15 protein-coding genes are annotated in these 14,023 nt (G+C 34.7%); 13 read left to right on the forward strand and 2 right to left on the reverse strand.

The window, feature by feature from the left end; all coding sequences use genetic code 11:
• Positions 1–203: 203 nt before the first annotated feature.
• The 10 genes from BAU17_RS00730 (at position 204) to BAU17_RS00775 (ending at position 9,926) form a co-directional block, all read left to right on the forward strand.
• A complete protein-coding gene (locus BAU17_RS00730; RefSeq protein WP_161900897.1) occupies positions 204–1,079 on the forward strand; it encodes a viral A-type inclusion protein in 876 nt (291 codons plus the stop codon).
• On the forward strand, positions 1,072–1,974 hold the full coding sequence (locus BAU17_RS00735; RefSeq protein ID WP_161900898.1) for a hypothetical protein: 903 nt from the start codon (positions 1,072–1,074) through the stop codon (positions 1,972–1,974). The genes BAU17_RS00730 and BAU17_RS00735 overlap by 8 nt, the downstream gene beginning before the upstream one ends.
• A 45-nt stretch (positions 1,975–2,019) precedes the next feature.
• Positions 2,020–2,718, forward strand: a complete 699-nt coding sequence (locus BAU17_RS00740) for a class I SAM-dependent methyltransferase (RefSeq protein ID WP_161900899.1) — start codon at positions 2,020–2,022, stop codon at positions 2,716–2,718.
• Positions 2,719–2,721: 3 nt separating this feature from the next.
• Complete coding sequence (locus BAU17_RS00745) at positions 2,722–3,342, forward strand: thermonuclease family protein (protein ID WP_161900900.1); 621 nt, start codon at positions 2,722–2,724, stop codon at positions 3,340–3,342.
• A 15-nt stretch (positions 3,343–3,357) separates the two neighbouring features.
• Positions 3,358–4,773 carry an AcpB/EbpR/MafR family transcriptional regulator gene (locus tag BAU17_RS00750; protein WP_161900901.1) on the forward strand — a complete coding sequence of 472 codons (1,416 nt, stop codon included), beginning with the start codon at positions 3,358–3,360 and terminating at the stop codon, positions 4,771–4,773.
• Positions 4,774–4,783: 10 nt separating this feature from the next.
• On the forward strand, positions 4,784–6,127 hold the full coding sequence (locus BAU17_RS00755) for an FAD-dependent oxidoreductase (protein ID WP_161900902.1): 1,344 nt from the start codon (positions 4,784–4,786) through the stop codon (positions 6,125–6,127).
• A gap of 168 nt (positions 6,128–6,295) precedes the next feature.
• Positions 6,296–7,243 carry an ABC transporter permease gene (locus BAU17_RS00760; RefSeq protein WP_161900903.1) on the forward strand — a complete coding sequence of 316 codons (948 nt, stop codon included), beginning with the start codon at positions 6,296–6,298 and terminating at the stop codon, positions 7,241–7,243.
• Entirely contained in the window at positions 7,240–8,199 is a 960-nt protein-coding gene (locus BAU17_RS00765) for an iron chelate uptake ABC transporter family permease subunit (protein ID WP_161900904.1), read from the forward strand. Before BAU17_RS00760 ends, BAU17_RS00765 begins: the two co-directional genes overlap by 4 nt.
• Complete coding sequence (locus BAU17_RS00770; RefSeq protein ID WP_161900905.1) at positions 8,196–8,954, forward strand: iron ABC transporter ATP-binding protein; 759 nt, start codon at positions 8,196–8,198, stop codon at positions 8,952–8,954. The genes BAU17_RS00765 and BAU17_RS00770 overlap by 4 nt, the downstream gene beginning before the upstream one ends.
• A gap of 15 nt (positions 8,955–8,969) precedes the next feature.
• Positions 8,970–9,926: a siderophore ABC transporter substrate-binding protein gene (locus BAU17_RS00775; protein ID WP_161900906.1), complete on the forward strand. Its 957-nt coding sequence runs from the start codon at positions 8,970–8,972 to the stop codon at positions 9,924–9,926.
• 50 nt (positions 9,927–9,976) lie between these two features.
• On the opposite strand, the gene BAU17_RS00780 is transcribed toward BAU17_RS00775, so the two are convergent.
• Together BAU17_RS00780 and BAU17_RS00785 are read right to left on the reverse strand one after the other, a co-directional pair.
• Positions 9,977–11,164, reverse strand: a complete 1,188-nt coding sequence (locus BAU17_RS00780; RefSeq protein ID WP_161900907.1) for an anti sigma factor C-terminal domain-containing protein — start codon at positions 11,162–11,164, stop codon at positions 9,977–9,979.
• Complete coding sequence (locus BAU17_RS00785) at positions 11,157–11,636, reverse strand: RNA polymerase sigma factor (RefSeq protein ID WP_161900908.1); 480 nt, start codon at positions 11,634–11,636, stop codon at positions 11,157–11,159. The genes BAU17_RS00780 and BAU17_RS00785 overlap by 8 nt, the downstream gene beginning before the upstream one ends.
• A 95-nt stretch (positions 11,637–11,731) precedes the next feature.
• On the opposite strand from BAU17_RS00785, the gene BAU17_RS00790 reads away from it, so the two are divergent.
• The 3 genes from BAU17_RS00790 to BAU17_RS00800 all read left to right on the forward strand — a co-directional run bounded on the left by BAU17_RS00790 (position 11,732) and on the right by BAU17_RS00800 (position 13,827).
• Positions 11,732–12,385 (forward strand): DNA alkylation repair protein, encoded by a 654-nt coding sequence (locus tag BAU17_RS00790; protein WP_161900955.1) that lies wholly within the window; start codon positions 11,732–11,734, stop codon positions 12,383–12,385.
• Positions 12,386–12,529: 144 nt separating this feature from the next.
• Positions 12,530–12,865 (forward strand): PadR family transcriptional regulator, encoded by a 336-nt coding sequence (locus BAU17_RS00795; RefSeq protein WP_161900909.1) that lies wholly within the window; start codon positions 12,530–12,532, stop codon positions 12,863–12,865.
• Complete coding sequence (locus BAU17_RS00800; RefSeq protein ID WP_161900910.1) at positions 12,862–13,827, forward strand: permease prefix domain 1-containing protein; 966 nt, start codon at positions 12,862–12,864, stop codon at positions 13,825–13,827. The genes BAU17_RS00795 and BAU17_RS00800 overlap by 4 nt, the downstream gene beginning before the upstream one ends.
• The last annotated feature ends 196 nt before the right edge of the window (positions 13,828–14,023 follow it).

Raw genomic sequence — 14,023 nt, forward strand, 5'->3', positions numbered from 1 at the left:
TTATCGAGTCTTTTTTTGTTGTATTCTTTCAAATAATTACCCTATCTGTTTTGAATTTGTTTCTTATTTAATTGTTCTGATAATAAAATCCTGTTATTTCGTTAAAAAAATACTAAAAGAAGTTCAAATAAAAGAGATTTTGGCTACTTTTTCTGCTTAAAAATGATAAACTATAAGAGAGAAAGTTAGAGGGGGGCATTGCTATGTCAGAAGATTTACACCAAGAAAATCAATATGAAGAAACTTCCAATTTGGGTGCTAACTTTGAAGAAATAAAAGAAGTAGCTTCAAAAAACATAGGTTCAATGTTAAAAGATTTACATGCATTTGAAGAAGCTATCGAAAAAGAAGATATTCCTGAAATTTACCGTATTTATAAGGGAAGATTACACAAAGAATTAAAAGAGACATCGAATCAAAATCATGAAATCGATGAATTATTATCTAAAAAACTACATGATAATTTTGTTGCGGCATTTCCATTTATGCAACATGTAGAGAAAATTTCGCATACAATCCATTACTATAAAATAAGTAGTTACTATCGAGAACGAATCACCATTGGTTTTGATGCAAGCATTCCTGAAATTTTTGTACTGCCACAAATTGATGAAGAATGGCATCATTTTCAACCAGATAATCGAGAAGCACTTGATGCGATTGAAAAAGAAATTGATAATCTTGATGCGAATTTTATTGCTGCTGAAATGGAATTAGCAGCAGTTCAAAAAGAATTAAAAGAAATTGAAAATCAAAAAGCAGCAATTCATAATAATAAAAGCTTTTTCAATCGAACTAAAATTGAGGAAGATTTAGAAAGTATCGAGAAGAAAGAAATCGAATTAAAGAAAAAGCGAGATAAATGGTTACCGTTTATTGAAAATAAAGAACAAACGAATCGACAAAAAGATCAATTGATGCAAAGTTATCAAGAAACACGTTTAAAACGTGCTGTAGTAGCGAAAGAATTCCGCTTGATTAATAAGTATTTTGGTTCCATTGAATCAATGGGTCAACAACTAAATGACTTCTTAAAGACATACTTAGCGCCAGAGAAAGGAGCCATTGACAATGAGTGAAGAAAAAGTAGAAGCCGAAGTGGTTGAAACAACGGAAGTGAATCAAATTGATTACTATTATGATATGAAAGAAAGAGATCATGAAGAAATTGTGCAATGGATTGCTTCAGCAGAAGAAGAATTAGCTGATTTGCGTTTGCGTAAAGCGTTATTAGAAGCAGATTTTTCAGAGCTTTTAAAAGAATACCGCCGATTAATCACAACAAATGCACCGATTTCAACAATTGCCAAAACGAATTTATTGGATTATTTTTCTTATGAATTGTTAAAACCACTGAAAGAAGTTGGATTGGAACAAGCAGAAGTCTACAATACATGGGAAAGCAGACATTTCTTAATTGCTTATCAACTTGATGAAAATCGTGATTTAGAACTGAACTTTAAAATGGACGTTGTGGACGTTCGCTTTGACGCGAGCTTTATGCCGTTGATTCTTGTCAAACCTGTAGAAATGACGGTTGAAGTTGATGAGAAACAAGTGCTAGAGTTAATTCATTTATGGCATACAGAAAAAATCTTTTCTCGTACTCAATTATCATTAATCAATTATGATTTGAATCAATTGTTATCATGGTTTAAAGAATTAGGTTTTTCTGTTGCCCCAAGCTTACTAGACAATACGCAAGCCTTAACCGTGGACTTAGAGAGTGAGCTTCCACTAGAGACAAAAATTTTAGACAATATTTTTATTACAACGATGGAGTCAGAAGAATACGATTTTGAGAAGCTAGGAACAGACCATTATCAAGTGAAGTTAAATCAAGAACAGAATGTTTATATTCGTTCTGAAAACGGACGGACACATTTATTTGTCGATTCAAATAATCGTCGTCGTTCAATCTTAGATTTCTTTACACATTATCCTTTCTTAGTGCCTTTAATCGTACGTAACTAAAAAAAAGTCTGGATGATGATTCCAGACTTTTTTTAAGGAGAGAATATGAACGAAGAAATTCAATTTTGGAATGAGTTTGCGGAAGAATATGCAGAAATTCAATCTGAATCACAAGTAACAATTGCTAAAGATGTAGCAACTTTCTTAGTTGAAAAAGAAATCTTACCGACCAATACCTTTGTTGATTTAGCTGGTGGGTGTGGAAGATATGTAGCAGAGGTTATTCCTTTTACTCAAACGTATCTACTTGTTGATTTTTCAAAAGAAATGCTTCATATTGCAGCAAAACAACATTCGTTTAGACAATTGCATTTACTGGAAATGGCTCAAAAAGAATTTTTTGAACAAACGCAAAATGAACAGTACGATGTTGTATTTACAGCGATGAATCCAGCTTTAGATTCGAAAGAAGAACTAAATGAGCTTCTTCGAATTACTCGAAAAACAGCATGTATTTTACGTATGATAAAAGAGCAAGATGAGCTATTTTCACCTTATGAAGAAAATAGAGATACCTTGATGTCTAAGTACAAAGAGTGGCTTGGTGTGCCATTTGAAGTACAGAGATTTCAATATTTTACGGAAGAAGTGATTAGCAAAAGTTTTTTTAAAGACTATTTTGAGATGGATATATCTGAAAATGAACTTGAAAAAATGGTAGCGAAACACTTTAAAACAGATGAACGATTAAATCGGACAGAAATTGTCTTTGAATTACTGATAATAACCAAGGAGAGAAAGTAGCAAATGCGTAAGAAAGTAACTAGTTTTTTAACAGTTTTAGTTGTCGCTATTGTAGGTGTCTGGCAATGGTTAGATACTAGCGATCAAACTGCGACAACGAATCAAGAACAGATAGTCGAAAAACAGCATTCAGTTGAGGAAGTCGATTTAACGGACCCGCCGCGGTTTGAAAAAATAGCTGTATCGTCTTTGCGAAGTGTTGATGGTGATACGTTTGCTTTTTACACAGATAAAGAATACAAACTCCGCTTATTAATGGTGGATACTCCAGAGAGTGTCAAAAAAGGGATGTCTGTTCAACCTTTTGGAAAAGAAGCCAGTGAGTTTACCAAAGAACAGTTAGCTAAAGGTGATGTGTCACTTGTTTTTGATAAAGGGGACGTTGCCGATAATTATGGACGTTTGTTAGCTTACGTTTATGTGGGTGAAAATTCATTACAAGAAGAATTATTAAAAGAGGGCTTAGGTATTGTACGTTATGTGAACAAAGGCGGTGACAGCTTTGTCGATCAATTATTGACTGCACAGGAAGTTGCCCAAAAAGAAAAACTAGGTGTTTGGAGTCAAGAAAATTACGTGACACAAATGAAAAATGGATACTATCGTTATAATGAGGTGCAATAGAATAGAGGTGACTACATGAAGTTAACTGATTTAATGGATAAACATCAGCAAGTCCAGTTAGCTATTTTTCACAAAATTTTAATTAGTAAACATTCAGTATCTATTAAAACCTTGGAAAATGAAATGGACGTTTCTTTTCCAACTTTGCAAAAAGAGATTCGTGCGTTACAATCAGCTTTAAGTCTCTTTCAGCCCGGTGCTGAACTTATTCGTTTGGAAGATGATTCGTTAACCTTAGAATTAGGAAATCAATTTCCTGTTAAAAAATTTATATATTCTTATTTAGAGCAGGCTTTAGATTATCAAATTTTATGTTTCATTTTTCAGAATAAAGAAGTTTCAATTACGAAAATGGCAATGCATTTACAAGTAAGCGAAGCGTCAATTTTTAGAAGATTGAAATCAATCAATGAATTACTTAATGAATATGATATCCAGTTTCGTAATAAAAAGATAGTTGGAGAAGAAAAGCAAATTCGGGTCTTTTTTTATCATTTCTTTGAAACTAGCTTACCTTTTGAGGTATTGCAAAAACAATTTAAGAACTCAACTATTCGTCATCTGATTCAAGTAATGGAAAAGCAACTTCATTTGAAATTTACGAATCAACGGTATTGGCAATTGGCGCTGTGGTTAGGAATTATGCAAAAACGGCTAGATTATCGTGGTGAACAGCGCTTGTATTTTGAGAAAAAAACAATCCAATTAATTGAACAAGATACCTTTTATCAAGAATTAAAAAATATTTTGGCTCGATATTTAAGTCGATTTGCTTTTCCTTGGTCGGAAGAAGAAGCGGTCTTTTTTTACTTATTTTTCTTATCAGAAGGATTTGTTTTATTAACAGATACGTGGCTAGAAGATTCGCCAATTGTGTCAGAATTAGTGAATGTTAATCAACAAATTTATGAAACAATTGTGGGAACAACAGATGATTTAGAGTCATTTCAAGCTTTTTTATTAGAACGACATATTAAATTAGCTTATTTTAAAGGCTGGATTGATACGCAAGAGAATGATTTACTCTTATTATCAGATCAATATCCAGAAAAAATGTCCACTTGTATGACTATTGTGGAGTCGAGCTTATCTAAAAAAGTGTCTGATTCGCAATGGCATATGTTAGATCAAGCATATGGTTTAGTTCTTGATGTTTATCAGCGTCGTCAACAAAAAGAATTGTATGTTGGCGTTGCATTGGATAATTCGTTACAATCGGAAGAGATTTATCAATTTCTTCATCAACATTTAGCAGGTATTCCGAATGTAACGATTAAACGTGCGAAAAAGCGGGAGTATTCCTTATTAGTTGCATCAGAATTTACGGATATCACACAGTTTTCATTTCAAGAATTATTTTTATTGAGTGGACAGTTATCCATGTTTGAAATAAATAGGCTAAAGAATGCCATTCAACAACTTTTAGATTAGGGGGGAGATTGTGCGAGTCATAATCATTGGTGGTTCTCATGCAGGAATTGCTGCAGCGAGACATTTAAAGAAGATCGATGACATGGTTGAAGTCATCATTATTGAACAATCGAATGTATTAGGTTATATCGGCAGCAGTTTGAATCTCTATCTGGAAGGATTTATTGATAAGTTAGAAGATGCTCGAACCGTAACAGCAAGTCAACTGTTGTCAGAACAAATCAATGTATTATTGAATACCCGTGTTGTAGCAATTGATGAAAAAGAACGAACAATCGATTTTATGACATTGGTAGAAGGAGATACTGTGGATTCGATGGGCTACGATTATTTAATTTTAGCAATGGGATCGAGTCAATACAGCACAGATTTTTCGGCAAGTGCAGAAGAGACGATTACAAATTTTAAAACACTCACACAGTCAAAAGAAGCGCTAGAGACATTAACGCAAGCAAATAGTGTAGCCATTATTGGTGCAGGCTTAATTGGTTTTGAATTAGCAGAGTCCTTAAGTCGATTAGGCAAAGAGATTTTTTTAATTGACCGCATGGATAGTATCTTATTTCGTTATTTTGATGAAGAAATTTCGGATGTTTTGATGCAAAAAATACCAGAAAATGTTCACGTGCTGTTAAACAGTAATGTGCAAGAGATAGAAGAGCAGGAACAGAAAAAAATTAGTTTAGCTAATGGGCAAGAATTAGTGGTGGATGAAGCATTCTATGCGATTAATCCTCGTCCGAATTGCGAATTAGTCTCTGATTGCTTGGAGATTAATATGGATGGAACGATTGTAACGAATGAATATTTAGAAACCTCAGATCCATTCATTTATGCAGTGGGAGATTTGGTTTCTGTGCATTTCAATCATTCAGCAATGCCTATTTATATTCCTTTGGTCACGAATGCTTATCGAACAGGAATGATTGCGGCATCGAATATTTTGCTCAATGAAAAAATACCTTTTCCAAAAGTTCAACGGACGATTGTTAGTGAGCTCTTTGATACGTATTTGGCAAGTTGTGGTATTAATGAAGAAGAAGCGCCTTATTATGGGTTTAATGTGTCTTCTGTTACCAAAAGTTATCATCGAAAAGCTTTGTTTGATGATGAACCATTCGAACTGACGCTTAAATTAGTGTATGATGTCGATTCCAAACAATTAATGGGCGGACAGCTGATGAGCAGTTCAAAGCATTCATTGGAGATTATCAACACGCTATCTGCTTTGGTCACAATGGAAGCCACGTTACATCAACTAGTAACCATGGATTTTTACTTTAATCCGAAATTATCAATGCCTTTGCATTTTTTAAACGATTTAGCAATGAAAGGTGTTATCAATCAAGAGTAGCGTTTTGCTGCTCTTTTTTGCATTGTTTAGCGAAAAATTCATTGAAAGCGAACTTTTGTAGGATTTTTCTGTCAATTTAGTCAAAAAAAGATTGTAATTTTCTTTGTTTTCTAATAAACTAAGTACGAGAATGAGAATCGTTCTCAATTGTAACGTGAGGAGTTTGTTATGAAAAAAGTTTGGTTAATTCTTTTTGTACTTCTTCTTGCTTGGTTGTCACTTTTTGTAGGTGTTCACGATGTTTCTGTCTCCGGTTTGATGCAAGGAGATGAATTGCAGTGGCTGTTGTTAGTAAAAACAAGAGTACCTCGAACAATTAGTTTGATTCTGGCAGGGGGAATGCTGAGTGTCTGCGGGAAGATTATGCAGCACTTAATGCAAAATAAGTTTGTTTCTGCTGGGACAATCGGGATGATGGATAGTGCTCGATTGGGTATTTTACTAGTGATGTTATTGTTTCCGAATAGCTCAACACTCTTACGGGCAGGAGTGGCCTTTATTTTTGCTTATATTGGTGTCTTATTCTTTTTAAGTTTAAGTCGAATTTTACCGAAAGGTGATCCAATGATTCTGCCATTAACAGGGGTAATGTTTGGAAATATTATTGGCGCAGTCGCTTCGTTTTTTGCCTATCAATTTCAATTAGTCCAAAATTTATCTTCGTGGTTACAGGGGAACTTTTCGACTGTTATGGAAGGAAATTATGAACTGATTTATGTGACGGTGCCTGTGTTTATCATTTTGTACTTATTAGCGTATCAAATGACTGTTGCTGGGCTAGGAGAAGAGCTGTCAACCAGCTTAGGAATGAACTATCAATTGTTACAATTTATTGTTTTTGCACTTGTTGCGCTAGGTAGTAGCTCTGTGCTAATTATGGTTGGGAATATTCCTTTCCTAGGTGTGGTTGTACCTAATCTTGTTTCACTATTTTATGGGGATCATTTGAAAAACACGATGAGCATAACGGTTATCTTTGGTAGTGTATTTATGCTAATCTGTGATATTTTATCACGTGTGTTGATTGCCCCGTATGAGATTCCAGTCAGTGTTGTGGTGGGAATGATTGGTGGCGGACTTTTCTTATTCTTGCTAGTTAGGAGGAGAAAAGGATGAAATCAAATCATTTTATGATGAAAATTGGTTTGTTGTTACTTATAAGTATTGCCATTATTTTGCTCTATTTGACGTATAATACGTACGGAAATTGGGAATTCGCACTCAAACTTCGGGGCAAAAAAATCTTAGCATTCTTATTTGTTTCGTTGGCAACGTCGGTGAGTACAATTGCCTTTCAAACGATTACCCGCAACCAGTTTTTAACGCCAGGTATTTTAGGACTGGATAATCTATATATCTTAATTCAAACATTGCTATTCTTTTTTGTGGGTGGTGTGACAATGCTCTCGCAAGAATCAATTTGGATGTTTGGAGCGAACATTGCTGCGATGACTGTCTTGAGCGTCTTATTTATCTCATTTTTTATGGATAAAGTGACAGGGAATTTATTTTTACTTTTAATGGTAGGAATGATTTCCGGCACGCTTTTTTCAAGTATTAGCACCTTTGTTCAAGTGTTGATGGATCCAAATGAGTATGACTTATTACAAGGTCGTTTGTTTGCTAGTTTTAGTAATGTGAATGTCCAACATTTGCTAGTTGCAGCAGGGATTATTTTTATTTCCGTGGGTATTCTATGGTACGTTTCACCTGAATTAGATATTATGCATATTGGTAGAGACCATGCTGTGAATCTGGGAATTGCTGTAAATAAATTACAAACGCTGTGTCTATTTTGTATTGCTTTACTGACAGGAACAGCAACGGCTTTAGTTGGTCCGACAATCTTCTTAGGATTTATTGTTGCAACGATTAGTTATCGCTTATTTGCAACTTATCAACACAAAAAATTATTTATTGGTAGTTTTTTATTAGGAATTATTTTATTAGTTGGCGGGCAATTTCTAGTGGAACAAGTTTTCCAATGGAATACGACGATTAGTATTGTGATTCAATTTGCTGGGGGAATTTTCTTCCTTGGAAAAATTCTATCGGAAAGGAAAAAAGGATGATTGAAGCACAAGATATTTCAAAAAAATATGAGAATAAAACCGTTCTTCAACATGTGGATTTAGAGATACCAAGAGGGCAGTTAATTGCTTTTATCGGTCCAAATGGTGCAGGAAAAAGTACCTTTCTTTCGCTTGTCAGTCGTTTACAACCACAATCGAGTGGGGATATTTTCCTTGACCGAGAAGAAGTCCGGAGTTGGAAATCTAAAGAACTGGCGAAGAAGTTAGCTATTTTGAAGCAAAGTAACACAATTCAATTGAATATTACGGTTCGTGAATTGGTTTCTTTTGGTCGCTTTCCATATAATCGTGGTCGTTTAACAGCAGAGGATGAAGCATTGATTGATCAAGCAATTAATCAAATGGAACTACAAGAAATGGTCAATGAGTCAATTCATTCCTTATCGGGTGGTCAATTACAGCGTGTGTATATTGCGATGATTTTGGCACAAGATACGGAATATGTGCTATTAGATGAACCGTTGAATAACTTAGATATGAATCATGCCAATCAAATGATGCATTTATTAAAAAAATTGGTTGAAGAGCAAAATAAGACGGTCTTGATTGTTTTGCATGACATCAACTTTGCAGCTGGTTTTGCGGATCATATTGTCGCGATGAAAAACGGGGAGATTTTTGCCAAAGGACCAACGGATGAGATTATTCAACCAGAAATCCTAAATAAATTATATGGAATGAATATACGTATATGTGAAGTTGAGGGAAAACGCTTCTGCATGTACTTCAGTTAATAGGGGGAAAGATAGATGAAAAAATTCATCAGTGGATTTATTATGTTAGCAGCTACATTGACATTGGCTGCATGTGGTGGCAATGACACAGCAAGTACAGATAGTACAACAGCAAGCTCAACTGCTACGCCGAAAGAAGTTACTGTCAAAGATTCAAATGGCGATGAGATTACAGTACCTTACAATCCAAGTAAAGTTGTCGTCTTTGACAACAGTGCGTTAGATACAATGGATGCGTTAGGTGTGGGAGATGCAGTCATTGGTGCAGCAACCGACAGTATGCCGGATTATTTAGCTGATTATAAAGAGGTTGAATCAGCTGGTGGGATTAAAGAACCAGATTTAGAAAAAATTAATCAACTTCAACCAGATTTGATTATTATTTCTGGTCGTCAATTAGATTTTGAAAAAGACTTAAGTGCAATTGCACCGACGATTTTCTTGAGTGTAGATGGTAAAGATACTTGGAATTCCATTCAAACAAATGTAAAATTACTGGCAGAGATTTTTGGCAAACAGGAAGAAGCGGCTACACAGTTAGCTGACTTAGGTCAATCTATCGATGAAGTAAAAGCCAAAGCAGCCGACTCTGGCGAAAAAGCTTTAACATTGTTAGTTAATGAAGGTAGTTTATCAGCTTATGGTTTAGGTTCTCGCTTTGGCATTATCCATGATGCTTTTGGTTTTGCACAAGCAGATGAAAATATTGAAGTATCAACGCATGGGCAAAATGTTTCCTATGAATATGTTTTAGAAAAAAATCCCGACATCATTTTCGTGGTTGACCGTACAAAAGCCATTGGCGGCGATGATTCAAAAAATAATCTGGCAGCTAATGACTTAGTAAAAGAAACCAATGCGGGTAAAAATGATAAAGTCATTGAATTAGATCCACAAGTTTGGTATTTATCAGGTTCTGGCTTAGAATCGGTTAAGATTATGCTAGACGATGTGAAAAAAGCGTTAGACTAATAAAAAGATTCCTCTCGATGATATTTGCCGTCGAGAGGATTTTTTGTTGCTTAAGGCGTACGATAAAGAGTACTATCTAGAATTTCTACGTTCCAAACAAGTCTATTTTGGATAATCGCTTCTAATACGTCAGGGCTGGAGGTAAAGTAGATAGCGTTAATTTTCAATCCTTTTTTTTGAACATAATTTCGGGCATCTTCAAATAGTTTTTTATCATAGCGGTGAGATAAATGATTAACTTCTGATTCATAATGATCGATGCTGTAATCGAGCATCGATAGGAATTGTTGCTCGTAATTCTTACTTGTCATTGACTCGCGTGAACCGATAAAGGAGTAAGGGTAAAGTTCTGGGTACTCTTTATTGCGCTCGATATTGTAGTCTGTATTTGACAAGTTAAGTTGATTTGCTGAAAAACCAATTGGTAGACCTAGTAGTGAGGTGCCAGTACCGACTTCAGAAATTTCAACTGCTGCCCATTTCAATCCATTTTGTGTCTCTTCCGAAGAGAAAAGGGAATGTAATTCATCAATAGTGATAGCATGATTAAAGGAGATTACTGAAAACAATTGACTACTTTTTGGTAATTCTTGGATTGTTGCGAGAGTCCTTTTTTTTAAGTCAGCGGCTATCTTTTCAGCAGCTGTTTCATTATCAAGGGTCATTTTTAATAATGGTGGGTGAACAGAAAAATAAGGAGTAGATTCAGATATTTGGATGTTACCGTATTGAAAAGTATAAGTTTCTACTTCAGGTTTGGCATAGACGCTATTTTGGTTCAGTATAGGTTGATAAGTGTTTTGGACACGATACCGCGCAAATCCATCTTTTTCAATTATAGAATTAGTTAGGATATAATGAGGATTCGTGAGTTGCGTGTAAATATCTAACATGACTTGGTGGTTCGAGAGTTGACTGTCCTCTTGAGTAGTAGTTGGATTGTAGTACCATTTTTCAAGAATCGGTCGAAGTACAAAGAAACCTAAACTAAAGAAAATTAAAAGACTGAGAAATATTTTAACACCTAAATGAAAAAATTTTCGATTGTAGTTCTTTTTTAATTGGTTTATATTTAGTGTGTCATGAATATCAGTTTCTTCGAAGTCACTTTCTTTTTCAAAATAGAGGTCTTGTAAGATAGAAAATTCATTGAGTTTTTCTTCTATGATTTTATCTTCTTCCGTGGTAGTGGCGTGTTGTTGCTTTTTTTCTAAAAGTTTTTTTAAAGATTCAGTCATGTGGGAGTTCCTCCTTTAGAATTTTTCGTGCGCGATAGAGCAGTGTTCGGACTTGTCCAGGTGTGAATGCAAGATACTCGGAAATCTCTTTAGTTGACCAATTTAGAAAATAAAAGAAGACGATTATTTCTTTATAAGGGAAATTTAATTGATCAATTGCTTGATATAAAAAATGATACTTTTCTGATTTTAAATACAGACTTTCAGGCGTTTCACTTGTTTTCTGAACAGTTACTTCAAATGGCAACCAGTGCCAACGTTTGTTTTGTCTAGTTGTATCGAGAAATTTATTGCGTACCACTCGAAATAACCAATATTTTATTTGTTCGGGAAAGGGGTCTTGGAGAGCTAATTGAAAAAAAGCATCGCTGACTAGTGCCTCGGCATCTTGTGTGTTCTTCGTGAGTGAACAGGCATAAAAATATAACTCTTGCGCATAGCGTGTATATAGTATTTCAATCTCAGAATGCATTGAGCTCCCCCCTTCATTAAATAAACGTTTGATTAAGCAAAATGTCACAATAAAGTGTATATTTAAAAGTATACTAGAAAGTTGGTGGGCAAGTGATAACATTTGAAGTAATTTTCAATTCTTTTCAAGAAGCAGCTGATGAAGAGCGGGCGGAAAAAATGGCTGCGTATATGCGGAATCAGTTTTCTTTTTTGGGAGTTGCTACTCCCAAGAGAAAAGCATTGACGAAAGACTTTTATCATCAAGTTAAAGGGCAGGTAATTGATTGGGCATTCGTTGATGCTTGTTGGGCATGTCCTTATCGAGAACTACAATATGTTGCGATTGGTTACTTGCAACAATTAAAGAAGAATTTGGTACCGGATGATATTCCACGTTTGCAAAAAATCGCTCAGACAAAATCATGGTGGGATACGATTGATGGTTTGGATAAGTTGGTTGGAGAAATTGCTTTTCGTTATCCGGAAGTAAAGGCCATCTTGCTTGAATGGAGTGTCTCTGACGATTTTTGGCTTCGAAGAATTGCGATTGATCATCAACTACTCCGAAAAGACGAAACTGATACAACATTATTAGCAAACATTTTGGTAAATAATTTGAATCAGACCGAATTTTTTATTAATAAGGCAATTGGCTGGAGCTTACGAGATTATTCAAAAACGAATCCAGAATGGGTGCGTGAATTTATTCGCACGTATGAAAATCAAATGGCGCCTTTGAGTATTCGTGAAGCAAGTAAATATATTTAAAGCAAAATCCTCGGTTGAGGATTTTTTTATTTTTATCTACGACTTTGGACTGAATTTACCAAAGATTTATTCTTTTACTTTACCTGTCGTAGTAATTGTCATATAATTATTACGACAGATGGAGTAATTTCAAGGAGGGATGAAATGATTACAAGCGATGGAATTCGTGGGTATAATGATGTGATTATTTTGTCTATTCTTAAAGAAGGCGATTCCTATGGATATGAAATCTCAAAAACAATTCGTGAGAAGACCAATGAGTTATATGTCATTAAAGAAACAACACTTTATTCTGCATTTACTCGCTTAGGTAAACAAGGTTTAATTGAATCCTATCCTGGTGAATTAACCCATGGCAAAAAAAGAACATATTATCATTTAACCGATAAAGGCAACGAATTTTTAGCGTTGAAAAACCAAGAATGGGAACAAACAAAATTTGTTGTAGATGAATTTTTAAAAGGGGGAACTGAAAAGTGAAAATTATTAAGGACTATTTAGATAGCTTATTTCTAACGGTACCAGTTACTGCAGAAACGCAGAGGGCAAAAGAGGATTTGCTAGCAATTATGGAGGATCATTATTATGAGTTAATTGAAGAAGGCAAGAGTGAGCATGAAGCGATTGGTGCAGTGATTAGTGAGTTCGGATCCATCGATGAAATTTTAGCTGCACTTGAATTGGAAAGAGAAGAAATCGATGAAGAAGAGTATCTGTCAGCAGAACAAGTAACGCTTGATGATGCATTCGATTTCTGGGCTGCTACGAGAAAATTTGCATTAGAGTTGTCATTGGGTATTCTTTTGATGTTTTTCTCTATGGCTTCAATTTTTATGGTGGAATCTTATGGCGTGATTTATGCCATGGGAATTTTAGGTTTCTTTGTTTTTGCAGCATTAGGAATTGGCTTTATTATTTCAGGATCAATGAAATATGTTCGTGAAAAGAGAAAACTTAAAGATCGTTCATTAGTAAAAGAGATTTACCGTGAAGCTTTCTTTCAATTAGAAGATTATGATAAGAGTTTTCGAGTGGGTTTAGTGTTGGGGATTGGTTTTTGTATTTTAGCTATTCCTTTGACGATTATCTTTAGTAATATGTTTTATGTTGGTTTGATGGCAGGAAGTTTGTTCTTTTCAACCATTGGCATTGGTGTCTTTTTAATTATTTATTCAAGCATTATTCGTCATGGCTTCAAAAAATTGACGAATGGACAATATTTTGTTTCTAATAACCATCGACCAACAAGAGCGACGAGAGCGAGTTATGGGAATGCAACACCATTGATCATTACCTTACGAAAGTTTTATTGGCCGTTAGTGGCACTTTTCTACTTTTTCTGGTCAACAGTAACGAATGCTTGGGAATATAGTTGGATCATTTTTGTTATTGCCGGTATGGTCGATAGTTTTATTCGTGAGTCGTTGAAACGTTCAAAATAATTCTTTGCTAGAAATTTTTCGGAATTTCTAGCTTTTTATTTTAAATGAGAATAGATATATCTAATTGAGAATGAAGATAAGATCGTTACTCCTTTTTCAGATAAGAAGGAATAAAAAAACACTGTGCATTATAAAAGTGTCGTTTATTCACATTAAGATGAAACAAGACGAAAATACAATAAAATCAAGTTTTATT

The organism is Candidatus Enterococcus willemsii, assembly GCF_009933335.1.
GTDB classification, from domain to species: Bacteria; Bacillota; Bacilli; order Lactobacillales; family Enterococcaceae; genus Enterococcus_F; species Enterococcus_F willemsii.